This is a genomic window from Aeribacillus sp. FSL K6-3256 (genome assembly GCF_037965805.1).
Lineage (GTDB): Bacteria > Bacillota > Bacilli > Bacillales > Aeribacillaceae > Aeribacillus > Aeribacillus composti.
Window position 1 is genome coordinate 1314746 of record NZ_CP150188.1, and the last position, 25328, is coordinate 1340073.

A 25328-nucleotide genomic window follows, 5' to 3' on the forward strand; every position below is an offset into this window, starting at 1 on the left:
GGGTACCCCTTCCGCCAAAAAAAGATTCATTATCTCAAATAACTATTGATAAACCTCTTGACTAATCGTAAGAAGGGGCTGTCTTAGAAAGTCAAATCGCCATTGAAAACAAAAAATCATAAACACCGATATATCAACGTTTCTAAAATATTAATGGGGGCGTCTATAAGCCGTAAAAACGACTTATTAGACCCCCCTCAAAGCAGATTATCGTTGATCAACGGTTTCGTTTTCATAACCATTGACAATAAGGTCTAGTTTTCCAGTATTAGGATCAATAACGAGTCCGTGTACCGGAATATTTTTCGGCATGAGCGGATGGTTTTTAATGATCTCAACGCTTTTTGCGACACTGTCCTCTACCTTGTCAAACCCTTTAAACCATGTTTTCAGTTCGATGCCTGCATTTTCTAATGTTTTAATTGTGTTTTCATCTACGCCGCGTTCTTTCAGCTTGGCAATTAGCTCTTCTGGATTTATTGACGACATGCCGCATTGATGATGGCCGATAACCATTACTTCATCTGCTTGAAGTTCATAGACGGCCACTAAAATGGAACGCATTGTTGAACCGAAAGGGTGTGTCAACACGGCACCTGCATTTTTTACCATTTTGACATCCCCATTTTTAATGTTCAAAGCTTTTGGCAGTAATTCAACAAGCCTTGTGTCCATGCAAGTGAAAATGACAAGATGTTTATTGGGAATGTTAGATGTTTCATATGGTATATACTCTTTATTTTTAACAAAATTTTCGTTGAAGGATAAAATATCGTTCAATACACTCATGTTTTCAACCCTTTCTTTTTATTGACTAAAGTATAAAATTTTTTTATGTTTGGCAAGTCAGAATTCGGCTGTCTAGCCGTTTTTCAGAGATTTCTGGCATTTAACTATAAAGACGAGCCGAGATCCTTGACATTTATTATACATGATTTGCAGGAGTTTAACGATTTTCTCAATACGAAAACGTTGACTACATAGTTTTTATTTAGTACATTAAAAATAATTTAATGATTAGGAGTGACTACATGATGGAAAATTTAGGGCTAGATTAGGAGGTCTTTTGCCACAATGAAATCTGCATACTCTCCTGCCTCTGAACATCCATCTTTGAAGTTTGGAAACGAACAAATGAATGGGAAATGGAAAACATAAGAAATTTTCTTAAAAAAATAAAACAGTATTGTCAAAAATGAAAGGCTGGCTGTTCATAAAAAAGACAAATTCTAAACTTTCCAGCTGATCAATGGAAGCAATCAATGCAAGAAATTCATTGTAAATTGGCTGGTTAAGACGTAAGTAAAGAATATCATTTTGCTTATATGGAAAATTTTTCATAATAATGAAAATGATTCATAAACAGCTAAAACAGCGTGAGTTTTACTTTGTTGCGCACAAAAACGTGATGAAAAAGTTGTCAAAACAAAGTGTCAAACTCGTAAAGGTGCTTCTGTTCATTTTTCATTTATCATATAATTTTTCTATAGAAAAGAATAATAAGAACAGAAAATAGGAGGTGTATTCCTTACTGATTTTAACCAGTAAGGAGAATATTTGGAAATATTGAATTTAGTGCTTGTGGCGCTTTTAATTGCTCTTACAGCATTTTTTGTTGCTTCTGAATTCGCAATCGTGAAAGTCCGTACTTCTAGAATTGATCAGCTGGTGATGGAAGGAAATAAAAAAGCGATTGCAGCTAAAAAGGTGATCGCTAATTTAGATGAATATTTATCAGCTTGTCAGCTAGGGATTACGATTACTGCATTAGGATTAGGCTGGATTGGCGAACCGACGGTCGAACATTTATTGCATCCAGTTTTTGAATACTTCAACCTGCCTGAATCGGTAACAGCCTTATTATCCTTTGTTGTAGCGTTTTCAGTAGTTACATTTTTGCATGTAGTTGTTGGGGAATTAGCGCCAAAAACTTTCGCGATTCAAATGGCGGAAAAAATTACATTAAGGTTTGCCCGCCCGCTCATTCTTTTTGACAAAATCATGAAACCGTTTATCAAAACGTTAAATGGATCCGCTCGATTGCTGACAGGATTATTTGGATTACAACCAGCTAAGGAGCATGACATTGCCCACTCAGAGGAGGAGCTTCGCATTATTTTGTCCGAAAGCTATAAGAGCGGTGAAATAAACCAATCTGAATATAAATATGTCAACAATATTTTTGAGTTTGACAATCGAATTGCTAAAGAAATCATGGTTCCAAGAACAGAAATTGTCGCTTTTGATAAAGACATGAAATTAAAAGATTGCATTCCCATTGTGATGGAGGAGCATTACACGCGCTATCCCGTATTTAATGGCGATAAAGACAATATGATCGGAATTGTGAACATGAAAGAAGTACTCGCCGATTATGTCAAAGGAATTGATGAAGAGAAAACTGTCGGCGAATATGTTCGGCCAGTCATTCATGTTATTGAAACGATCCCTATCCATGATCTGTTAGTCAAAATGCAAATGGAACGCATCCATATGGCCATTTTGATTGATGAATATGGCGGTACAGCAGGTTTAGTAACAGTCGAAGATATTTTGGAAGAAATCGTTGGGGAAATTCGCGATGAATTTGATGCTGATGAAGTACCGCAAATTAAGAAAATTAATGATTCCAAAACAGTTGTGGATGGAAAAGTTTTGATAGAGGAAGTAAATGATATTTTTGGTCTCCAGATTAAAGAAACCGATGTTGACACGATCGGCGGATGGATTTTGACACAGAAAATGGATGCGAAAGTTGGAGATGAAATTGATTTTGATCAATATTCATTTAAAATTTTAGACATGGATGGGTTTCATGTCAAAACAGTTGAAATTGCTGAAAGAAAGTAATGTAAAATAACTTAGATGTGTACCGATCTTCTCTTATATAAAGGAGGAGGTCGGTTTTTTGCATTCGAATGGTCCATCAATTTTATGATAAAACGCAAGAAAAATTTCATGATCAATTACAGGAACGTTTGCTCGATTGTGCACGAGTTTGGGCAATTTGGAATCTTTCCTCATTGCCGTCTATATATACGGATGGCATTCCTGCTAATGAATGGGGATAAGGAGCTCGAATATCATAATTAAAGGGTGTATAAAAAGTGAATCTTTTCTGCCAAAGCATAAAAGCGGTAAAGCACCACAACTTTATTTGTTTACATGTATTCGGAAAGGGCATTGTATTGTAAAATTTTTTTGACATGGTTCAATGCTATAATGGAAAAAAAGCTTGCAACAATGATGTATAAAAGAGATAATAAGATTTATAAAATTTTAAAATTTTGCTAGATTATTGGTAGGGGTTGTAGTAAATATGAAAGTTGTAAAATTTGGTGGAACGTCCGTTGCATCAGGACAACAAATTAAAAAAGTGTTCGACATCGTCACATCTGATCCGAAAAGAAAAATTGTCGTTGTTTCGGCTCCTGGCAAAAGATTTAAAGAAGATGTGAAAGTGACCGACTTATTAATAAAGTGCGGGGAAGAATATTTGAACAATGGCAGCGTAAAGGAAACATATGAAGCTGTTGTGAACAGATATGTTGAAATTGCTAAAGAATTAGGATTATCTAATGATATTATTGATCGAATTTCTGCTGATTTGCAAGAAATTTTACATGGGGACAAATCAAATCCTGCCCGTTTTATGGATGCGGTGAAGGCCAGCGGTGAAGATAATAATGCAAAACTGATCACTGCGTATTTTCAATCGCGCGGAGTTGAAGCCCATTATGTGAATCCTAAAGAAGCAGGGCTTATTGTGAGCGATGAACCAGGCAATGCACAAGTGCTGCCGGAAGCCTATGAAAATTTAAAAAAGCTTCGTGATCGCTCAGGAATTCTGATTTTTCCTGGATTTTTCGGCTATTCAAAAGACGGAAAGCTCGTCACCTTTTCACGTGGCGGTTCCGATATAACCGGTTCTATTTTGGCCAACGGGGTCGGAGCGGAAATATATGAAAACTTTACGGACGTAGATGCGGTCTATTCTGTAAATCCAAATTTTGTTGAAAATCCAAAAGAAATTCGGGAGCTTACATATAAAGAAATGCGTGAGTTATCTTACGCTGGCTTTGCAGTATTTCATGACGAAGCACTTATTCCGGCATTCCGTGCAGGAATCCCGGTAAATATTAAAAACACCAATAATCCATCGGCTCCTGGTACAAAAATTGTGCATGAACGAACAGATTCTAACGGTCCTGTCGTAGGTATCGCTAGTGATACCGGTTTTTGCAGCATTTATGTCAATAAATATTTAATGAACAGAGAAATCGGTTTTGGCCGAAGATTGTTGCAAATTTTAGAAGATTTTGGGCTGTCATATGAACATACACCTTCTGGAATTGATGACATTTCTGTCATTTTGCGCCAGGATCAGTTTGATTCGGAAACAGAACGGAAAGTTGTAGAGCGGATCAAAAAGGAACTGGAAGTCGATAATATAGAAGTTGCTTATGATTTAGCGGTAATTATGATTGTTGGCGAAGGAATGCGGAAAAATGTTGGAACGATGGCCAGAGCTGCAACAGCGCTTGCAAACAGCGGTGTGAACCTTGAAATGATCAATCAAGGGTCATCAGAAGTGAGCATGATGTTTGGCGTAAAAGGAACGGATGAAAAGAAAGCTGTAAAAGCGTTATATGAAGAGTTTTTTGGGACTAAATAACTTAATCAAAATTGTCCACGCCTGCAGACAAAATGTATTTTCTGTCTGCAGGCTGTTTTTTTGTTGGAACAGGTAAGACATTTATGGAGATCCGGGACTTTTTTTCTGATGAATGAGTGGCTTTTTCTTTGAAAATAGCAAGTTCATTCTCCATTTCAAAAACGAGCGATTTTACTTTTTGCTTTCTAAAAGGGTAGTCTATTTATTGAAAAACATATGGCGGCTTTACATATGCGGTTTCAAGCGGATTAAAAAAGATTTTGCAGAAAAAGTTATGGTAAACGGTCGTATGCCTCTTAAAAAGCTAGTCGTCTGAAGCATTGATGATGAAACTAGGTCGATTTTACTATTCTTTAAAAATGATGAATTTTGCACCGATATAAATAAAAAAGGGGTTTGGGAAGGGGATCGTAGATCATATGAAAAAGAATAAAACAGTGACAAGGATCACTACTTCCAAAAAGCAAGGCGGATTGAGAAGAAGGCTGCTCAGAAGCTTTGGAATATTAATGCTGCTAACATGTTTAATGGCCGTTATTAATTTTGGGGTATTAAAAAATTTAACAAATCATACGGAAAGCATCATGAAGGAAGATGTAGAAGGACTGATCCAAAACGAGAAAATGCGATACAATATTGCAGAACGCATTTCATTAATAAACCAGTTTCTTCTATATGGGGACCGAGACATTCGTCAAAAATACGAAGAATTGGCAAAACAGAGCAGCGAGATTCAAAAGCAGTTATTGAAATTGAATTCTTCACAGCAAATGAAGGATTTAGTTGCGAAATGCCACCAATGGGAATTGCTTGTCCGACACGAGGTTTTATTCGACTATGATATGGGGAAAAAGAATGATGCTTTAAAGCAAATGAAAGAAAGTGTACAACCGCTTGGGGAAACGATTATTCAAGAATTTGAAAAAGTGACGTCAGATCGGCAAAACGATGTAATCAAAAGCGGAAATAATATGATTCAACTTAGCAATCTATCTATCATCATCATATTAGCTGTTTTGGCCTCCATACTTTTAATCGGTTTCATCATGTCCTTTAAAATGGCTCGTTCCATTACGAATCCTTTGATCAAAATCGCCGGCCAAATGGAGCAAATATCTAAGGGAAATCTAATGTTGGAACCGTTATCAATAAAGTCGAAGGATGAAATCGGCGAATTGATGGAAGCTGTCAACGAAATGGGGAATCAGCTTCGAAAGATCGTGCAAGACATTCATCATGCTTCAGATACTATGTCAAAACAAAGCAGCGATTTGCTTTCTTCCTCTAAAGAGCTAAAAGAAGGAAGCAACCAAATCGCTGCGACGATGCAAGAGCTGTCGGCTGGAGCAGAATCGCAAGCTAATTCTGCCTCAGAGCTTTCTGAAGCAATGGGTATGTACATGGATAAGATTTATCAAATACATAGGAATGGAAAAGAAATGTTTGATAAATCGAGAGAAGTGCTGGAGTTGACGGACAATGGCAGCAAGCTGATGAATCAATCGAAAAAACTTTTTGATTATATGTTTACAGGCATGCAAAGCAATATGAAAAAAATTAAAAAACTTGATGAACGCTCAAAACAAATTTCCAAACTCGTTGAAGTTATTCAATCTATAGCTGATCAAACAAATTTGCTCGCGCTAAATGCAGCGATTGAAGCGGCTCGAGCGGGGGAACATGGAAAAGGATTTGCAGTAGTTGCAGACGAGGTCAGAAAATTGGCTGAACAAGTTTCCAGTTCCGTTGTGGATATTCAAAAAATCGTGGAAGAAGTCCATAGCGAGACGAATAAAGTGACGAAAAGCTTTGAATTAGGATTTCAACAAGTAGAATCGGGAATGGATTCAATGAACGAAACGAGTGCCGCATTTCAACAAATTAAAGAAACGATTAAAGAAATTTCCGAAAGAATCAACAATGCTCAAAATGATTTAACTGACATGTTATCAACGAGCGAATCGATTAATGATTCGATTTCCAACATCGCATCGATTTCGGAAGAGGCGGCTGCAGGTATTGAACAAACATCAGCTTCAGCAGCAACGGCAAATGAGTCAGCGGCAACCATTGCTTCACATGCCGAATCCATGTCAAATCTGGCTGGAGATTTGCAATCTTTAGTGAAAAGGTTTCAAGTTCAATAATCAATTTTTACGAACCGTATGACAAAATAAAAGGATGAATGGACTGTAAAGCGTGCAAGCATATTGCTGCACGCTTTTATTTTTTTCGATAAGAAAAGATTTTGACTGACTGTTTGGTAGAGCACACTTTTAAAATGACAGCGTTTACATAAACTGTTTTTTCCATTAAAATGAGCATTATAAAATAAAAAAAGGAAAAGGGGATTGGAAATGTTTTTTTCCTATACTCAAGAAGAAATGGAGAGGGCTTTAAACTTGTTTCATACGCTTGCAAAAGCGTATAAAAACGTTTCGGAACACGCCAATCGAGACAGCAAGGAGCATGGTTTGAATCCAACCGAATATGCTGTATTGGAGCTTCTGTACATAAAGGGTCCGCAAAAACTTCAGCAAATCGGGTCAAAACTATTGCTTGTCAGCGGTAATGTAACTTATGTTATTGACAAGCTTGAAAAAAACGGATGGATTTATCGGGAAAAAAATCCGAAAGATAAACGGTCAGTTTATGCAAATTTGTCGGAGAAGGGGCGCCAATATTTTGATGAAATTTATCCGATCCGCGCCTTAAGGATGGCGAGAGTTTTTTCCGGCCTATCCGAAGAAGAACAAGTGCAATTGATCGAACTGTTAAAAAAAGCTGCAGACTCCAGCAATAGTGTGCTGTTTCGATAATTTTTATGAATGAAATTCTATGTAATTATTGAATAAAGCTATGTTTATACCGATATAAAAAATGAGAACCCATAGTTGAGGAAGTGTTAAAATAATGGATCGCCTTTTTCAACAATTTTATGACCTCATTTTTCAATTTCACCCTGATATGATCGTTTTTTGTGATCCAAGAGGATTGGTCAAGGAAGGCAACCGAATGGCTGCGCATTTTTTGCAAAAGAAAGGTTCGATTTATCATTTTTTTCATACTTCATCCAGAAAAGAGATTCAGCATCTTTTTGAACAGGTGAGGATAACCGGCGAACCTGCAACTTTTGAGGCAGTTGTTGAGGAAACGCCTTCGTCCATCTTATGCCTTCCTTTATATAGCAATAATTTTTTTTATGGTTATGCGCTGATTATAAGAGATATTTCAAAAGTAAAGGAAGCGGATGAGAAGATTCAATATTTAACGCAATTTGACGATTTGACAAAGCTGCCAAATGAACAAGCTACTTTCAACCGTTTAGAGTATTTATGCCAAACAGAAAAAAATCCTGCTGCAGTTGTGAAGTTTCAAATTAACCGCTATAAATACATAAACGAAATTTTTGGGAAAGATATTAGTAATGAAGTGATTAAGTCATTTGCAAGGCAGTTAAGAAATATTTTTCCCGATACATACTTTATAGGTCGTCTGTCAAATGACGAGTTTTTAGTTATTGTTTACAATGTTGTAAATAAAGATGAGATGATTCGTGATATTGTGCATCGTATCAATAAGCTGGAAGATATACTTGTCATCAACGATTTGGAAATTTATTACGATTATAGCATTGGCATCGTGTTTTACCCGGTTCATGGAAGAACGCCGAAAACTTTAATTAAAAATAGTGAAATTGCTATCAAAATGGGGAAAGAAAAAAACGAGCGCATTGCCCAATTTAATAATCATAACAGCAAATCGATCGAACGAAGAATTTTTATAGAAAATGAGCTTTACAAAGCTGTGAAAAAAAGAGATTTATGTTTATATTATCAACCGATCGTCGATACAAAAGAAAAAAAAATTACCGGCTTTGAAGTGCTGCTCAGATGGAAACATAAAGAGCTTGGGATGATTCCCCCTTCAGAATTTATACCGATTGCGGAAGATACAGGGCTTATCGTAGAAATCGGCAAATGGAGCATGGAAAAAGCTTGCCAGCAATTAAAGGAATGGAGAGATAAGGGCTTCCGTGACTTGAAAATCAGTGTCAATTTATCTATTAAACAATTTTACCAGCATGATGTTGTGAAAATGATTACGGATTACTTGACGATGTATGAAATTCCGCCTGAATGCTTTGAGCTTGAATTTACCGAAACCGTCCCAATGTACAATTTTGAATGGTTTTTGGAAATCATCCGCAAGTTAAAGAAACTAAATATAGGTTTGAGCATCGATGATTTCGGAACTGGCTATAGTTCGCTCAGTTATTTAACGAAGCTGAAGCTGGATAAAATTAAAATTGACCGTTCTTTTATTCAAAACATTTATTTAGAGCACGACCATAATGTCGTTGTAAAAACGATCATTGCTCTAGCGCAAAATTTGAAGCTTTCCATTGTAGCGGAAGGCGTCGAAAAAAAAGAACAAGTATTTTTTCTGAATCGCCACCATTGTTTTCAAATGCAAGGTTTTTATTTCAGCAAGCCTGTTTCATCTGATGAAGCATTCCAACTTTTGCAAAATTGGCCTGAAAAGAAAAAGCAATTGTTCATTTGAAAATCTTGATCGTCGGACTTCGATTGATTGCTCTTAAAAAAACATTCTGCTTTTAACAGGTGAAACCGGCAATTTTGCCGGTTTCAACGAACGAATTAGCTCTGGCTTTTTTGAAAAAGCCGAAATGTAATATTTACCATCCCCACCAAGATGCTCCGACAATAATGAGAAGAATGAACAGAACGACGATTAACGCAAAGCCTCCGCCGTATCCTCCAGATACTCCAGACATATGAAAACCTCCTTGTGAAATGTTTTATTTCAGTTATAAACTATGCTGAAGAAGCTCAAGTTGTATAGGCGGTTTTCATAATAAATGCTCGACGATGGCTTTAATTTTTTCATGCTGATCGATGGAAAAATAATGTTTCATTGGACAAATACCTGATTTTACCCTGTTGATGCAGTAGTCCATTGTAAAAGATTCGGCATCAAGCTGTTCATTGACTTCATTCCAATGAAGCGGAGCGGCAACCGTTCCATTTTCGACTCCTCTGACGGAATAAGGTGAAATGATCGTTTTTCCCTCTGCATGCTGTAAAAAGTCAATATAAAGGCGGCTGCCCCGTTTTTTCTTCAAGCGTTCAATCGTAAATTCGTTCGGATGCTGTTCGGCTAAATAATTAGCGAAAAAAGACGTAAACCGCCTCGTTTCCTCATATGAGAAAATATTGGTGCCGATCGGAATATGAACTTGAATTCCTTTGTTTCCGGAAAGCTTTGGAAAGGAGGCAATCTCAAACCGATCTAAACATTCCTTCAGCTTGTTTGCAGCATAGATAGCCAAATGAAATTCGTTTTTTGACGGCGGATCTAAATCAAATACAATTTCCGCCGGCTGTTTTTCCTTCCACGTATTAAAGGGGATATGAAATTCAATTGCGAGCTGGTTGCCAAGCCACATAAGCGTTTTTTTATCATTGCAAATGATATAATGAATCCCGTCGATTGTTTTTGTCTGAATAAATTCCGGGGCATAATCAGGACAATTTTTTTGAAAAAATGCTTCTCCCAACAAACCGTGCGGATAGCGGATCACCGTTAAGGGGCGGTCTTTTAAAAATGGAAGCATATAATCGGATATTTCCAATAAATAAAGCAAAAAATCTTGTTTTTGTATATCATATTTCGGCCAAAGAGGTTTTTCAATATGTGTGACAGCCACATCTTTGACATTGGCTTCAGCCATTTTCAGCTGCAAAAAAGTGCAGTCTGTCCAATCATGTTCCAATGCAAAGGAATGGAAAGAAGGTTCTCTTAAACTGCCGCTGTCAATGGAAAGAAACCGTACTTTCATGCAAATGGCCGGCTCTATAGTATATAGGTGGTTTTCCTTTTTTCCTTTCTTTTTTATAATCTCCAACAACGCTTGTTTTTGGTTGTCAGGCATACCGTGAGAAAAAACGCCGGCTTGCACAATTGCTCCTTTATGATGAACAGAAATATGTATGTAGCCGTTGTTTGAATCAAATCCAGTGACAAAAAAGAGCGCTTCTTTAAAGTTTTTGATTTTCAGCCATTGTGATGTTCTTTTCTTGTTCTCATATGTGCTTAACATATGTTTGCAAACAACGCCTTCTCCTTCATGCTGGACAATTTTTTCCCATAATTGGGAAAACTGATGATATGCTTGAATCATTTGGATCGGGATCGGATTCTCTGGACTAACATGCAGCGGTAAACCGAGTTGTTTAAATACGGAGGATAGTAGTTCTTTTCGGTTGGAAAGGGGTTTTTTTGTTATATCCTCTCCTTGCAGCAAAAGTATATCGAAAACGAGAAGCTGATATGCTTCGGTCGTTTCATCGCTTTTTCTTTTCCATTTTCTTTTTAAAGAGGCAACATCAGCGGAAAAAGCTGTTTTGAGCATAACAAGCTCTCCGTCCAAAACAAGCGGAAAAAAAGGACGCCATTTTTCTATTTTTCTTTCGATAAAATGTTTAATTTCCGGGAACGATGGGGATAAATCGTTTCCATTTCGGCTCATGAGAGAAATACGGTCTTCGTCAGCTTGCAATATCGCGCGAAAACCATCATATTTTGGCTCATATAGCCATTGCTCCCCTTCCGGAATATGGAAAGATAATGTCGGCATCATCGGTTGCATAGTGTTCACCCTTAAAGATTGGAGGATAGATTTGTGAAAAATGCAGTTTTTTTAGACAGAGACGGCGTTGTAAATGAAGTGATGACCAATCGTGTCCGTTTCGTAAATAAGCCTGAAGATTTTTATTTGTTAAAAGGAGCAGCTGAAGCTGTTGCGCTTTTGAACAGATCCAATTTTGACGTTTTCGTTGTCACAAATCAGGGCGGAATCGGATTAGGATACATGTCAGAAAAAATGCTCCACAAAATCCATGAAAAAATGGTTCGTGAAATTGAAAAAAAAGGCGGAACGATTAAAGAGGTTGCCTATTGTCCCCACGCACCTAAAGAAGGCTGCGCCTGCCGTAAGCCGGAGCCAAAGATGATTGTTGATTTGGCAAAGAAATATAACATCAATATAGAGAACAGTTATATGATTGGCGATCGTGAAGTAGATATCGCTGCCGGAAAGGCTGCAGGAGCTAAAACGATATTAGTAGGCAGCCGCCATCAAGAAAAAATAGCTGATTTTCATTTTCCGGATTTGCTGTCGGCCGCCCGCTTTATTGTCCGGCAAAGCTAAGCTTTTTTGCGGGTCGTTTTCGTTTTTTTGCCTGCTGCTCCGCTTTTTTCTTCTCCCTTTTTATTTAATGATTTTGAGCGTTCGATGCTTGCCTCAAGCGCACTCATTAAATCGACTACGTTCTTTTTTGGAGACGGTTCAGCCGTTTTTGTTTCGTTTTGCTGTACTTTTTCTTCAATTTTTTCTTGAATCCGCAAACGGTATTCATCTTGATATTTCTCCGGTTGGAACGTTGTTGTCAGCTGATCGATAAGCAGCATGGCAGCGTCCAGCTCTTTTTTTTCAATATTGGTATTTTGAGGAACCCCGGGAACGTCACGGGCGTTTCGCACTTCATCTGGATAATGAATCGTTTCCATTAAAATGACGTCCTCATATGTCCGGATGACAGCCAATTGTTGTTTAGAGCGCATTGAAATCTTTCCAATTCCAATCTTCCCTGATTGTTTCAATGCTTCACGAAGCAATGCATACACTTTTTGTCCGTTTTCGCCTGGACCGATATAATATGACCGGTTAAAATAAATCGGATCAATTTCCGGCAAATTCACGAAATCGACGATTTCAACCGTTTTGTCTTCATTTTCTTCCTTCAGAGCTGCTAATTCCTCATCTGTTAAAATAATGAATTTGCCTTGTACATATTCGAACCCTTTCACAATGTCATCGTTGCCAACTTCTTCGTCGCAGTTTGGACAACGTTTTGCGTATTGAATTGGGGTATGGCATTTTTTGTGAAGCTGACGAAATTTCATATCCTTGTCTTCTGTAGCAGAAAACAGTTTGACCGGGATGTTGACGAGCCCGAAGGATATGGAACCTTTCCACATTGTATGCATATTCATTCCGCCTTTCCGTAAGTTACCTTTTCTTTCTCTTTATTTTTTGCGAAAGGATCAGAATGATTTGTGTTAAAAAATGTAAGTTAAATACTCGAAAAACGGTTCATACAAATTCCGAAAAAAGAAAAAATCGGCAATTTGCCGATTTTACGGTTGAACCAATTATTTTTTTTCATTTTTTTCTTCTTCGTCAAGAATTCCTTTTGTAGCCAGCTTGAATTCCCGCAGCGTTTTTCCTGCTGCTTTTCCAAGCTCCGGAAGCTTGCTCGGTCCAAAAAGCAAAAGTGCAACGAAAATGATTAAAATAAATTCTGTCCAACCAATTCCCATGTTCTATTCCTCCTAAAAAATGTTCCATTTCATGCCGTTATGCAATCGGAACATGAACAAATAAAACTTATGAAACATCATCCAACATCATTTTACCCTAAACAATATGAAAAATGAAGCATTTGGACGAACATGGGAAAGGATAAAATGTTTGTATTATTTACAAAAGTCTATTTTAAGGCTGTTTTCCGCTAAAATCAGCCTGAGCTTGTGCAATTAAACGCTTTGTCATTTCTCCTCCAACAGATCCGTTTGCGCGTGAGGTAGTATTTGAACCAAGGTGGACACCAAACTCTTGCGCGATTTCCATTTTAAATTGTTCAAGAGCTTGTTCAACTCCTGGAACAATTAATTGATTTCGCCTTGCCATTCGAATTCAACTCCTTTTTGCCTGTTTACGCATAGTTTGCAAAAAAGAAGTGATCTGATGTGTGGAACTTGTTGGTTAAAAATAAACAATGTAGTTGACCGTAAAATGTTGATATTGGTATGAATTTACCAGCATATAAAAGGAAATGTAAGAAAACTATATAAAAAAACTATTCAGTACAAACTGATAATTAAATATAAGAGATATCCGCTATATACCGCGTTTGTGTCCATCAAGAAAAATTAGTTATACTTATAAAGCAACGAATCGTTCGGGTTTACATATTTTTATTATGAGCTATTAAAGCTTAGTATGACAATTTTATCGGCGTATTATTTTGAAAGTATTGAATTTTAGAAAAAGGGGTGGAAAAATGCCGATCATTGAGGTGAAAAATTTAACAAAAATTTTTGGTAAAAACCCCGCTCAAGCATTGAAGCTATTAGATGAAGGATTTTCAAAGCATGAAATTTTACAAAAAACCGGACATACAGTGGGAGTGAATCGCGCTTCCTTTTCCGTTGAGGCTGGAGAAATTTTCGTCATTATGGGGTTGTCTGGAAGCGGCAAATCAACATTGATAAGATTGCTCAACCGGTTGATTGAACCGACTAAAGGAAGCATTTTTATCGATGGGGACAATTTATCAAAAATGGATAAAAAATCATTGCGAGAGGTGCGGAGAAAAAAAATCAGCATGGTTTTTCAACGATTTGCCCTATTTCCGCACCGAACGGTTTTAGAAAATGCAGAATTCGGACTTGAAATTCAAAAGGTCCCAAAAGAAGAACGAAGGGAGAAGGCAATCAAAGCGCTTGAAATGGTCGGATTAGGACAATATTTGGAGCAAAAGCCTAATCAGCTGTCAGGCGGAATGCAGCAGCGCGTAGGACTTGCGAGAGCATTGGCAAATGATCCTGAAGTGCTGTTGATGGATGAGGCCTTTTCAGCCTTGGATCCGCTTATCCGAAAAGAAATGCAGGATGAATTGCTCGATCTTCAAGGGACGATGAAGAAAACCATTATATTTATTACCCATGATTTAGATGAAGCTTTGCGGCTTGGAGACCGGATTGCCTTAATGAAAGACGGATCGATTGTGCAAATCGGTACGCCCGAAGAGATTTTAATGAATCCGGCAAACGACTATGTCGAAAAATTCGTTGAAGATGTAGACAGATCGAAAATATTGACGGCGCAGCATATTATGAAACGGCCCGAAACGATCAATATTGAAAAGCATGGACCGCGTGTTGCATTGGAAAGAATGAGAGAAGAAGGGATATCCACCATTTTCGTTGTTGACAGCAAACGGAATCTAAAAGGTTATGTAACAGCTGATGATGCATCAGAAGCAAGAAAAAAAGATGTTCGTGATATTGAAGAAATATTGCGGACAAATGTTCCGAAGGTTGAAAAGGACACTCCAATGTATGATATTTTTACGGTCATCCACGACTCGCCGATACCAGTAGCAGTAGTCGAAAAGGAAAAATTAATAGGGATCATCGTTCGCGGGTCAGTCATCGCGGCTCTTGCAGGTGAAAGCGAGGTGAGCACAAACAGTGCTGAATAATGTGTTGGATTTTGTTCCGAAAATTCCAGTTGCGGAAAAGATCAAACAATTTACGGACTGGGTGACAAATTCTTTTTCGTTTTTGTTTGATCCGTTAAAAAAATATTTTGAGGATTTAATGGAATATGTGGCGGATTTGTTGGGGGCTGTGCCGCCTGTTCTAGTCATATTGATCGTTGCCGTTATTGCCTTTTTTATAAGCGGAAAAAAGTTTGGCCTGCCGGCATTTTCCATCGTCGGCCTTTGGTTTATTTACAACCAAGAGCTTTGGGATCATTTAATAAGTACATTTACTTTAGTTTTGATCGCAAGTTTATTATCCGTCATCATCGGTATTCCAATAGGTATTTTAATGTCTAAAAGCAGAACAGCGGAAGCAATGATTACTCCTATCTTGGATTTTATGCAAACGATGCCTGCATTTGTCTACTTAATACCTGCCGTTGCTTTTTTTGGCATCGGCATGGTGCCGGGAGTGTTTGCATCATTAATTTTCGCGACACCTCCTACCGTTCGTTTTACGAATTTAGGAATTCGCCAGGTGCCGAAAGAATTGATTGAAGCTTCTGATGCATTCGGTAGCACAGCAGTTCAAAAACTATTTAAAGTAGAACTGCCGATGGCGAGAGCCACAATTATGGCCGGAATCAATCAAACCGTCATGCTGGCATTATCAATGGTTGTCATTGCCTCGATGATTGGAGCGCCGGGTCTTGGAAGAAACGTGTTATCCGCTTTGCAGCGCGCTCAAATTGGTCCCGGATTTGTTGCAGGTATCGGTATTGTCATATTAGCCATCATTATCGACCGCTTCACTCAAAGCATGAACAAGAAGCATGATCATGTATAGCAAGTTGGTCTCTTTTCGAATTGAAAAATTAAAAAGGAGTTTTGATATTTATGTTTAAACGAATTTGGAAACGCCTAGGACTTGTTGCCGGAATTTCCTTGTCGCTTTTAATGGCTGGCTGCGGATCAAACGGGGGATCTGAAGGCGGGGCGGCAGATGAAGGAAAAATAAAATTGGTTTACGTGGAATGGGATACGGAAGTCGCCTCCGCCCATGTCATCAAAAAAGTTTTAGAAGATCAAGGATTCGATGTGGACATTACACCTGTTGATAATGCTGTTATGTGGGAATCTGTTGCAAAAGGTGAGGCAGACGGCATGGTTGCCGCCTGGCTGCCGGCTACTCACGGAGATTTATATGAAGAATATAAAGATCAGCTGGAGGATTTAGGTCCAAACTTGGAGGGTGCGAAAATCGGGCTCGTCGTTCCGAAATATATGGACATTCAATCAATTGAAGAGCTCGATCAATATGCTGGCAAATTAAACAAAACGATTACAGGCATTGAACCTGGAGCGGGCGTTGTAAAATCAGCGGAAAACGCTGTTAAAACATATGAAAGCCTAAAAGGCTGGCAAGTCCAAACATCTTCAAGCGGAGCTATGGCAACGGCTTTAGGGGAAGCTTATAAAAATAAAGAACCAATTGTCGTTACAGGCTGGTCCCCGCATTGGAAATTTGCTGCATATGACTTAAAATTTTTGGAAGATCCGAAAGGCTCCTTTGGGAAAGAAGAACATATATCCACAATCGTTCGAAAGGGATTAAAAGAAGATATGCCGAAAGCATATAAAATTTTGGATCAATTCTCATGGACTGCTGAAGATATTGAACAAGTCATGTTGGAAATTTCAGAAGGCAGTGATCCTGCTAAAGCAGCAGAAGATTGGGTCGAAGCAAATCAAGGTAAAGTGGCAGAATGGACAAAAGGTGTGGAATGATCTATTTTAAGAGGGGCTGTACAGAAAGTCAAATCGCCATTGAAAACAAAAAATCATAAACACCGATATATCAACGTTTCTAACACATTAATGGGGGCGTCAATAAGCCGTAAAAACGACTTATTAGACACCCCCTTTTATCATTTTTACATGGTCCGGAGCGCCTTTAGTTTTGATCATTTCAATTGTTTATTTTTAGTAATGGCTGTTCTCTAAAAGATTTTTTTATATGAAAATTTGTTAAATTACCATAATGTGTTAAAATCATCTTATAAACCTTAAGGTAAGATTTATGTAAAGAGTATGAAGAACATATGTTAGCATTACAAAAATGGGGGTGTGATAATGAGCGAAGACAAAGAAACACCTGGAAGAAGACGAGAAAAACAAAGACGAGAAGAATTAATACGAAACCCAACTGGAAATATAAACGATGCGTTTAATAGGGCTGAAACTGGAAACCTTGCTGATTTAGTAGCTAGTTTAGGTTGGAAGGGTACTGGAATACTTATCCTTGCGATCATAATAGGGTTTATAGCCGCATCAATATTCTTAAAGTAAGGAGAGTGCTTTGAGGTCTTTTATTAGTATTTCTTAATAATTCCACAGTTGTATAATTTGATTTTTGACAAGCTGAAATAAGCATTTGCTCTAACACGTTTATCAAATGTTAAATCCTTTCTTTATTAATCAACGGAACTAATAAAGGCAGTGATCCAAATAACGAGTTCCAACCCTTTAGAACCTTTCCACCCAACTTTTCAAGCGATTGTGGAAATTGTTAACGTGTTGAATATGATAAATTCCTTCCTTAACACGTTGCATTTGGCGTTCATTGACCAACACCCCCTTCAATTTGGCAAGCTTCTTATAATTCGTTGCTGTATCAGTGCATAGCAAAGCGGAAGGTGAATAAACTCACCTATCACAGTTCAATTTCTTCGGCTTTAACACGCCCTGTTCCTGTTTTTCGAGCAATCATATTGCCATTTCTATCTTGTGCTGCGACAACTGCAATTGTAAAATTAGAAATCCCTCTTTTCTTATCTTTCTTGCCACATTTCTTAACTTTTCTATGTGATTTCACGCTCCCTTAAAAATGTTGCCCTTTGCCGTTTCTTTGTTATTATATAGGTATTGGCTGCTATAAGGAGGGGACTTATTTGAATCATCAAAAAAATGATGTTTATCTTAACATGATGGAAAATAGCTTACAAAGAATTTCAAACCATTTTCATGAAATGGTCAAGATGATGGAAGAAAAAATGGATTTTACATACGAACGTTATACAGCTTTTGAACGAATGAAAAAGGAATTGCTTGAAGACATGAGGGCTCTCGAATTTTACATAAAAGGTTCGGCTAAAAGTAGTCAAGCCCGAAAATAACGTTCGGGAATTGCACAACCGCAATTCCCGATCTAAAAGTTAGTTATTATCTATTTTTTTCGATTCGCTTTCTTTATCAATGAACGCTTTTGCCCTTGTTTGAAAATGATACGTTAAAACAGCCAATACCGCAGCAACCGTCACATGGCAAATGCTGTCGATTTGAGCTTCCGATAAAGAAGTTTGCTTTTGAAGAAGCCTTTTTGTTTGTACGAAAAGTTTTTTTTCAAACTGCCGGTTGTTGTCGATCTCGACATTTTTTACTTGTTCCAACACATCTGTATATAATTTATAAAACATTAACGGACTGATTAAATCATCATTCCGGTCGGAAATCGTATTAAAAACTTTCATCAATAAGGAACGGACAGTTTCAAAGTCGAATATGGTTTTTAAATCTTTTACAATTAACAATAAAGCAGCTTGTTCGACCGAATATTTTTTTCCAAGTTCAGGAGGACCGATGATTTCTTTTATATCACGCTTGACCCAATTTTGAACGGAAGTTGATTTCAAGGAAGTTAGTTCGCAAAAATTTCCTAAGATGACGATTTCATTCGTTGACAGTCCAAGCTCTCCTTTGTCTCTTTGTTTGCTCAATTTTTTGATGAAGCCAGGTATTTGGTTTGTTTGATCAGAGGGCAATTGTTGTTTCATCACTTCTTCAGGGGATAATTCGTGTATTCCTTTTAAAGATAGTAATAATTGAACCATAACGGAACGACGCAATTGAATTTTTCCCATAACATCCCCCTTTATTAAACAGCCTACCCTTATTTTTAATAAAAAGATATAAAAAAACAAGCATTTTATATGGAATTAATAAGTTCAGATAAATTTTTCTTGAGTATGAATTTGTAGAAATTGGCACAATAACAAATTTTTCAGTTTCGATGATCAAAATTGGAAAAACCTCTTTAAAAAAACTTGTACTTTCTTTATGATAGTATGAGCAGTAAAAAAAAGGATTGAACAAGGATGCTAGTAAATATTCGTAATCGATTAGTTTCACTATCACCAGCTCAGATGCTTGCTATTTTTTATTTTTTAGCTATCACTGTTGCGGTCATTTTGCTCAGTTTGCCGTTTGTTCACAAACCGGATGCCGAATGGACGTTTTTGGATGCATTGTTTACTGCTGTTAGTGCAGTAAGTGTAACAGGGCTGACAACTGTTTCAATCATTGATACGTTTACCGTTCCGGGGATTTTTATTTTAATGATTGTTCTCCAAATTGGCGGCATCGGCATCATGACGTTGGGCACATTGTTTTGGTTCGTTTTAGGCAAAAAAATAGGCTTAAGGGAACGTCAGTTGATCATGGTTGATCAAAATCAATTGAATTTGTCCGGCATTGTAAATTTAATGAGGCAAATTATGTTGATGATTTTGATTATTGAACTGATCGGCACCATCATATTAGGCACATATTATTTAAAATATTTTCCGGAATGGAAGGAAGCTTATTTGCATGGCATGTTTTCTGCCATCAGCGCCACAACGAATGCCGGCTTTGATATAAGCGGTTCGTCGCTTGTACCTTTTGCACATGATTATTTTGTCCAAATGGTTCATATTATTTTAATGACGCTGGGAGCTATCGGATTTCCAGTTTTGATTGAGACAAAAAACTTTATTTTGACAATTGGAACAAAAAGGACATACCGGTTTTCTTTGTACACAAAATTGACAACTGTGACTTTTTTCGCATTGGTCGTTATTGGAACAATCCTGATCTATCTAATAGAATCAAGCAATTATTTATCTGATAAAAGTTTTCTCGAATCTTTCTTCTATGCTCTGTTTCAATCAGCTACCACAAGGAGCACAGGGCTTTATACAATGGATGTCAGCATGTTCAGCGAGACGACTTTGCTGATTATGTCCATATTTATGTTTATAGGTGCTTCGCCAAGCTCTGTGGGTGGCGGTGTCAGAACGACTACCGTTGCAGTCATTTTGCTAGTTGCCTTTCATTTTGCGAAAGGCTCCAGCACGGTGAAAGTATTTAAACGGGAAATACACCCAGATGATATAAAAAAATCAATTGCCGTTATGACAGTTTCTGTTATTTTGTGCTTAACTTCGATTGTCATATTATCTGCAACAGAACGGTTTACGTTAATGGAAATTATCTTTGAAGTTTGTTCAGCCTTTGGAACAACAGGGCTTTCGCTTGGCATTACATCTGAACTTAGTCCGATCGGAAAAATCATAATCATGATCATGATGTTTATTGGTCGGATCGGCATTTTATCGTTTATTTTTTTAATTGGAAAACAGAGGAAGGAAGCCAATTATCATTATCCAAAAGAGCGGGTAATTATTGGATAAAAAAGAATTGTCATAAAATCATAGGGGAGAGGGGGAATTTTTGTGCGGATTCGAAAGCTTTTTTTTAGTGTTTTTGTCGTGCTGGTGCTTTTTTCGGGATGTTCTAAAGATCCAGAGCCGGAGGATCGTTTTGCAGACTTTGTTGCCAATTGGAGAGACCAAAATTTTTCGGAAATGTATGACCAATTGACTGCCAATGTGAAAAAAAATATCAAAAAAGACGAATTTGTTTCCCGCTATGAAAAAATTTATCAAGATTCAGGTGTGAAACAGCTGAAAATCGACTTTAAGAAACCGAAAGAAGAAATAAAGCCTGATAAAAACGGAAATATTACATTCCCATTTGCTGTTTCAATGGAAACATTAGCGGGGAAAATAAGCTTTGAAAACAAAGCCGTTTTAAAAAAAGAAGAAACAGATAATGGAAACGATTGGCGAATTGAATGGAATCCTTCCTTTATTTTTCCTCAGCTTGATGAGGGAGAAGAAATTTCCATCCAGCCTATCGAGCCGGAAAGAGGGGAGATTTTTGACCGAAATGGAAAAGGACTTGCCATCAATGGCCTGTTGTTTGAAATCGGTGTAGTACCGGGAGAAATGAAGGAGCAAAAAGAAACCATTTTGGAACAAACAGCGAAGCTTCTTGAAGTTTCCAAGGAGGAAATTGAGAGAAAATTATCCCAAGGCTGGGTGAAGGAGGACTCATTCGTCCCGCTGAAAATCGTAAATCCGGCTGATACAGAGCTTGTCAACAAACTTTTAGCCATTCCTTCCGTTAAGAAAAAAAATGTAACGGGAAGAATGTATCCTTTTGGCGAGAGCGCTGCCCACTTGACTGGCTATTTGCGGTCAATGTATAAAGAAGAGCTTGAGAAATATGAGGAAAAAGGGTACAGCTCTTCTGAGCAAATTGGCGCAGCTGGATTGGAGCAAGTTTTTGAAGATGAGCTGCACGGAACGACAGGCTGGATCATCAAAGTAAAAGGAACAGATGAAGTGATCGCCAAAAAAGAAGCTGAGAACGGAAACGATATTTACCTTACAATTGATGCTGATCTTCAGCAAAATATTTACAAAGAATTATCAACTGATTCAGGTGCAAGTGTCGCAATCAATCCAAAAACCGGAGAAACTCTGGCTATGGTCAGTGCGCCGTCCTATGATCCGAACGATTTTCTGACGGAATACAAGAAGAAAAAAGATGATCCGAATAAACCGTTTATGGCTAAGTTCAAAAATTTGTATACACCTGGTTCTGTTTTAAAGCCGCTCACAGCAGCGATTGGGCTCAATACCGGAACGATTGATCCGAATAAAAAGATTTCCATTCCAAAAGATACTTGGCAAAAAGACGGGAGCTGGGGCAATTATTATATTAAGCGGGTTCCATCCCCTGCAACACAAGTTGATTTGCGCGCTGCTCTTGCCTATTCAGATAATATTTACTTCGCCCAGGCTGCTTTAAATATTGGAGCCGAAAAATTTATAAAAGGACTAGAGTCCTTTGCATTTCATGAAAAAATTGATTTTCCGTTTCCTGTTGAAACATCGAAAATTGCAAATAACGGTATGGATAATGAAGTACTTTTAGCCGATTCTGGATATGGACAGGGACAAATTCAAATCACTCCTCTGCATTTAGCATACACCTTTACAGTATTTATTAATGGCGGAAACATGATTAAGCCCGTATTAATAAAAGAAGAAGAGAAGACACCATCCAATTGGAAAAGCCATGTTGTTTCAAAGGAACATGCGAATTTGATTTTTCAAGATTTGATTCAAGTGGTGGAGGATCCGAACGGAACGGCATATAAACCTCGAACTCCAGGATTGAAGCTGGCTGGAAAAACAGGAACGGCAGAGCTGAAAGCGGCAAAAGGAGAAAAAGGTCAGGAAAACGGTTGGTTTGTTGCTGTTGATGCGGATAAAAAAGATCTTTTAATAACGATGATGATTGAACGTGTTGAAGATCGCGGAGGAAGCCATTACGTGGTTTCAAAAGTAAAAAATATTTTCAAAGCTAGAAAGTAAAAAAGGTCAACCATCCATTGCGAAGATGAATAGAATAAACGAATTTCAGTGTTGTCATGAATCGCTTCTTTCATTGTTTGGCAGTTTTACGAAATTACGCCAAATAAGAGCGGTTCTTTTTTTATGCAAACAAAGTGCTAAATCATCACTTTTTTTAGCTGCAAAACAGAAAACGGTCCAAAATTGCCGAATAGCTTGAAGTATAAAGCATCAAAATTGCCGCTTAACCCGTTATAAAAGAAGCACAAAATACCCTTGCGGAGCAAGAAAAAACTTAAGCATTGACGATCGGGCATCCATATGGAAGCACATCCCTTTTTCCATCTTTTATAGAAACAGCTGAATAAATGGTTTGTTTCTGAAAAAGATAAAAAAGAAAGGAGGATGCAGATTGAAGAGGAAACAAGCATATAATCAAGCAGAAAAAACGAGCAAAACACCGACAGAAAGCCTTCCTGAAAAAGAATTTTCAGCATCCTATACAGATGAAGACCCGATGAAAGGGGCTAACCGAAATTCAAAAAAGGGGAAAGCACATGGAACATAATAAAAACGTAAAGAACAAAAAAGATGTGAAACAAGATTTGGAATTTGGCAATGAACTGGGAGATTTTAATGCTGCGAAAATTTACGATATTTTAGAAGAAAACAAAAGAAAAACAAAAACAAAAGGTGAGGGATGTTAAGCTTCCCTCACCTTTTTCAGCGCAGTATACGGAAAAGAAAACATATGCGGCTGGTGATCGCTATAGTTGTAATAAACTAACAAAATTGCCGGCTCTTTTACTAATATCTTTTTTTGCAAATACAGCTCAGGATTAAATGGAAGAATTTCTAAAACCGTATGCTTATATAAATCTTTTTCCGAAAGAGACAGATTTAAAAAGGTTTTTCCAAGCATTTCAGGGTTGGACAGGATAAATTGATAGATTGCTGATTGCTCCTGTTTTTTAAGCTTTTCATCCCACCATGGCTTTCGCGGCTTTTGCTTCTGATTGCGCAAATAATCGTATTTCAGAAACCCTTCAACAGTTGGCAAATGTTCTCGTTTGCGTTCTTGAATAAACGAAAATAATCTTCGAAACAAATCTTCGAGCTGATGACCAATTCTTGCCCATCCGCGTTCATCCCAGTAGGCGCCAAATTCTTGAAAGAAATCAAAAGGCGTCTCAAACACTTCTTCTACTAAATATTCCACTGTCGTGTCCATTCGATGGTCGTTCCAAAATTTCTCAAGAACATCTTCCACCTGTTTAATTTTGAGAATATCTTCAAAAGAGAGAACGTTGTTGCTTAAAATTTCGTATGGCGGTTCATCCATATACACGTAGCCAAAATGTTTAGCTCCAATTCGAAGACCAGTCCCTCTGAGCATTTTTAAAAAACCAAGCTGCAGTTCTTCAGGTCTTAATGCAAACACATCGTTAAAAGTTTTTCGAAAAGAGTTGTAGTCTTCTTCAGGAAGTCCGGCAATTAAATCAAGGTGCTGATCTATTTTTCCGCCTTGTTTGATCATCGTCACCGTTCTGGACAGTTTTGCGAAGTTTTGCTTACGTTTCACTAATTCGTTTGTGAAATCGTTTGTTGATTGAACGCCGATCTCAAATCGGAAAAGTCCTTTCGGTGCGTTGTCATTTAAAAATTGAATCACTTCCGGGCGCATAATGTCGCCAGTTATTTCGAACTGGAACACGACGCCCGGAACATGTTCATCAATTAAAAATTGAAACATGTCCATCGCATATTTCCGGCTGATGTTAAACGTTCGGTCGACAAATTTAATTGTTTTCGCACCGTTTTTCATTAAATAGCGAATATCTTCCTTGATTTTCTCCCGATCAAAATAACGAACCCCAACCTCAATGGAAGATAAGCAAAATTGGCAGTTGAAGGGGCAGCCGCGGCTCGTTTCAATATAAACAATCCGTTTGCTAAGATGTGGCACATCTTCATCAAATCGAAAAGGCGACGGCATCATTCGCAGATCAATTTTGTTCCTCTGCGGATTTATAATGACTGCTCCGTCTTTTCGAAAAGCTAAACCGCTCACGTTTTCCCATTCTTGGTTTCCATGTGCTTCCCGCAAAAACTGCTTAAACGTTTCTTCCCCTTCTCCTACGATAATAAAATCAATCTCTGAGATTTTTTCAAGCCATTCTTTCGTATCATAGGATACTTCAGGCCCACCAAAGACAATGATGGTTTCCGGCTTTATTTTTTTCAGTATTTTCGCCACTTTGATTGTTTCTGTAATGTTCCATATGTAACAGCTAAAACCGATTATGTCCGGTTTTTTTCGAAACAAATCTGTTACAATGTTCATCGCGGGATCTTTTATCGTATATTCTGCCATTTGAACTTGAAATTCTGGCTCGGCATATGCTTTTAAATAACGTATAGCCAAGTTCATATGAATGTATTTGGCATTTAATGAACTGACAATGATGTTCATATTTCCACACCTTTTTCATAATGGATATTGAGAAGTAGCGATTTTCTACATTATTGTAACATATTCTTTTCAAATAAGAAGAAGCAGGGATTCACCCTTTTGATAAGTTTTTCGTACGCGTTCTTTTCCGTTTCTATCAATCACCTTAACAAGTCTACAGCTATAAAGCATATTCGTCGAGTGTTTTTGTCATTTTAACTGGTACAGTAAAAGTGAGTTACATATTAGACGTTCGTAACGGATGAAGCATTGTTTAAGAGTTTAGACAAATTTCTCTTTTTTTATGATGAAGTTTCATTCAG

General features: G+C 37.6%; 23 protein-coding genes and 1 pseudogene. 15 read left to right on the forward strand and 9 right to left on the reverse strand.

The genetic code is table 11. From position 1 onward, the window contains the following. Nucleotides 1-207: 207 nt before the first annotated feature. Entirely contained in the window at nt 208-789 is a 582-nt protein-coding gene (locus NSQ84_RS06405; RefSeq protein WP_066250848.1) for a carbonic anhydrase, read from the reverse strand. Between the two features lie 768 nt (nt 790-1557). Between NSQ84_RS06405 and NSQ84_RS06410 the strand changes: the two genes are divergently transcribed. The 5 genes from NSQ84_RS06410 to NSQ84_RS06430 all read left to right on the forward strand — a co-directional run bounded on the left by NSQ84_RS06410 (nt 1558) and on the right by NSQ84_RS06430 (nt 9241). After that, nucleotides 1558-2850, forward strand: coding sequence for a hemolysin family protein (locus tag NSQ84_RS06410; protein WP_066250846.1), 1293 nt, complete (start codon nt 1558-1560; stop codon nt 2848-2850). Nucleotides 2851-3319: 469 nt separating this feature from the next. Next, nucleotides 3320-4675, forward strand: a complete 1356-nt coding sequence (locus NSQ84_RS06415; protein WP_066250843.1) for an aspartate kinase — start codon at nt 3320-3322, stop codon at nt 4673-4675. A gap of 419 nt (nt 4676-5094) precedes the next feature. Continuing rightward, nucleotides 5095-6822, forward strand: a complete 1728-nt coding sequence (locus NSQ84_RS06420) for a methyl-accepting chemotaxis protein (protein WP_063389391.1) — start codon at nt 5095-5097, stop codon at nt 6820-6822. Nucleotides 6823-7032: 210 nt separating this feature from the next. Next, complete coding sequence (locus NSQ84_RS06425; protein ID WP_339212427.1) at nt 7033-7494, forward strand: MarR family transcriptional regulator; 462 nt, start codon at nt 7033-7035, stop codon at nt 7492-7494. A 94-nt stretch (nt 7495-7588) separates the two neighbouring features. Next, entirely contained in the window at nt 7589-9241 is a 1653-nt protein-coding gene (locus NSQ84_RS06430; RefSeq protein WP_339212430.1) for an EAL domain-containing protein, read from the forward strand. Between the two features lie 133 nt (nt 9242-9374). Here NSQ84_RS06430 and NSQ84_RS06435 read toward each other — a convergent pair whose 3' ends face one another. Further along, a complete protein-coding gene (locus NSQ84_RS06435) occupies nt 9375-9473 on the reverse strand; it encodes a YjcZ family sporulation protein (protein ID WP_063389388.1) in 99 nt (32 codons plus the stop codon). A 75-nt stretch (nt 9474-9548) separates the two neighbouring features. Further along, nucleotides 9549-11348 carry a DNA ligase D gene (locus tag NSQ84_RS06440; RefSeq protein ID WP_339212433.1) on the reverse strand — a complete coding sequence of 600 codons (1800 nt, stop codon included), beginning with the start codon at nt 11346-11348 and terminating at the stop codon, nt 9549-9551. Nucleotides 11349-11381: 33 nt separating this feature from the next. Between NSQ84_RS06440 and NSQ84_RS06445 the strand changes: the two genes are divergently transcribed. After that, nucleotides 11382-11909 carry an HAD family hydrolase gene (locus NSQ84_RS06445; protein WP_063389386.1) on the forward strand — a complete coding sequence of 176 codons (528 nt, stop codon included), beginning with the start codon at nt 11382-11384 and terminating at the stop codon, nt 11907-11909. Here the strand turns inward: NSQ84_RS06445 and NSQ84_RS06450 are convergent. The 3 genes from NSQ84_RS06450 to NSQ84_RS06460 all read right to left on the reverse strand — a co-directional run bounded on the left by NSQ84_RS06450 (nt 11906) and on the right by NSQ84_RS06460 (nt 13451). Beyond that, nucleotides 11906-12748, reverse strand: a complete 843-nt coding sequence (locus NSQ84_RS06450; RefSeq protein WP_066250830.1) for a Ku protein — start codon at nt 12746-12748, stop codon at nt 11906-11908. The genes NSQ84_RS06445 and NSQ84_RS06450 overlap by 4 nt on opposite strands. A 165-nt stretch (nt 12749-12913) precedes the next feature. Then, the gene (locus NSQ84_RS06455) at nt 12914-13081 is read right to left on the reverse strand and encodes a twin-arginine translocase TatA/TatE family subunit (RefSeq protein WP_063389384.1); all 168 of its coding nucleotides are present in this window, start codon (nt 13079-13081) and stop codon (nt 12914-12916) included. A 175-nt stretch (nt 13082-13256) separates the two neighbouring features. Then, the gene (locus NSQ84_RS06460) at nt 13257-13451 is read right to left on the reverse strand and encodes an alpha/beta-type small acid-soluble spore protein (protein WP_063389383.1); all 195 of its coding nucleotides are present in this window, start codon (nt 13449-13451) and stop codon (nt 13257-13259) included. Nucleotides 13452-13824: 373 nt separating this feature from the next. On the opposite strand from NSQ84_RS06460, the gene NSQ84_RS06465 reads away from it, so the two are divergent. From NSQ84_RS06465 to NSQ84_RS06480, 4 genes are all read left to right on the forward strand, one after another. Beyond that, nucleotides 13825-15027, forward strand: a complete 1203-nt coding sequence (locus NSQ84_RS06465; RefSeq protein WP_063389382.1) for a glycine betaine/L-proline ABC transporter ATP-binding protein — start codon at nt 13825-13827, stop codon at nt 15025-15027. Then, nucleotides 15017-15877, forward strand: a complete 861-nt coding sequence (locus NSQ84_RS06470; RefSeq protein ID WP_277986810.1) for a proline/glycine betaine ABC transporter permease — start codon at nt 15017-15019, stop codon at nt 15875-15877. The genes NSQ84_RS06465 and NSQ84_RS06470 overlap by 11 nt, the downstream gene beginning before the upstream one ends. Before the next feature lie 50 nt (nt 15878-15927). Then, complete coding sequence (locus NSQ84_RS06475) at nt 15928-16818, forward strand: glycine betaine ABC transporter substrate-binding protein (RefSeq protein ID WP_339212436.1); 891 nt, start codon at nt 15928-15930, stop codon at nt 16816-16818. 345 nt (nt 16819-17163) lie between these two features. Further along, nucleotides 17164-17379, forward strand: coding sequence for a DUF6366 family protein (locus NSQ84_RS06480; protein ID WP_311067136.1), 216 nt, complete (start codon nt 17164-17166; stop codon nt 17377-17379). Here the strand turns inward: NSQ84_RS06480 and NSQ84_RS06485 are convergent. After that, nucleotides 17351-17899 (reverse strand): annotated as a pseudogene (locus NSQ84_RS06485) (IS1595 family transposase); the annotation flags it as partial. The gene NSQ84_RS06480 and the pseudogene NSQ84_RS06485 overlap by 29 nt on opposite strands. Before the next feature lie 82 nt (nt 17900-17981). On the opposite strand from NSQ84_RS06485, the gene NSQ84_RS06490 reads away from it, so the two are divergent. After that, the gene (locus tag NSQ84_RS06490) at nt 17982-18206 is read left to right on the forward strand and encodes a hypothetical protein (RefSeq protein ID WP_063389379.1); all 225 of its coding nucleotides are present in this window, start codon (nt 17982-17984) and stop codon (nt 18204-18206) included. Nucleotides 18207-18245: 39 nt separating this feature from the next. On the opposite strand, the gene NSQ84_RS06495 is transcribed toward NSQ84_RS06490, so the two are convergent. Beyond that, entirely contained in the window at nt 18246-18950 is a 705-nt protein-coding gene (locus tag NSQ84_RS06495) for a DUF1836 domain-containing protein (protein ID WP_066250820.1), read from the reverse strand. 234 nt (nt 18951-19184) lie between these two features. On the opposite strand from NSQ84_RS06495, the gene NSQ84_RS06500 reads away from it, so the two are divergent. The 4 genes from NSQ84_RS06500 (at nt 19185) to NSQ84_RS06515 (ending at nt 23260) form a co-directional block, all read left to right on the forward strand. Then, complete coding sequence (locus NSQ84_RS06500) at nt 19185-20540, forward strand: TrkH family potassium uptake protein (RefSeq protein WP_066250816.1); 1356 nt, start codon at nt 19185-19187, stop codon at nt 20538-20540. 48 nt (nt 20541-20588) lie between these two features. After that, nucleotides 20589-22574 carry a penicillin-binding transpeptidase domain-containing protein gene (locus NSQ84_RS06505; RefSeq protein WP_066250824.1) on the forward strand — a complete coding sequence of 662 codons (1986 nt, stop codon included), beginning with the start codon at nt 20589-20591 and terminating at the stop codon, nt 22572-22574. Between the two features lie 391 nt (nt 22575-22965). Then, nucleotides 22966-23121, forward strand: a complete 156-nt coding sequence (locus NSQ84_RS06510) for a hypothetical protein (protein ID WP_162877044.1) — start codon at nt 22966-22968, stop codon at nt 23119-23121. After that, nucleotides 23111-23260, forward strand: coding sequence for a hypothetical protein (locus NSQ84_RS06515; RefSeq protein WP_186439327.1), 150 nt, complete (start codon nt 23111-23113; stop codon nt 23258-23260). Before NSQ84_RS06510 ends, NSQ84_RS06515 begins: the two co-directional genes overlap by 11 nt. On the opposite strand, the gene NSQ84_RS06520 is transcribed toward NSQ84_RS06515, so the two are convergent. Next, on the reverse strand, nt 23257-25026 hold the full coding sequence (locus tag NSQ84_RS06520; RefSeq protein ID WP_066250813.1) for a B12-binding domain-containing radical SAM protein: 1770 nt from the start codon (nt 25024-25026) through the stop codon (nt 23257-23259). The genes NSQ84_RS06515 and NSQ84_RS06520 overlap by 4 nt on opposite strands. Nucleotides 25027-25328 lie beyond the last annotated feature (302 nt).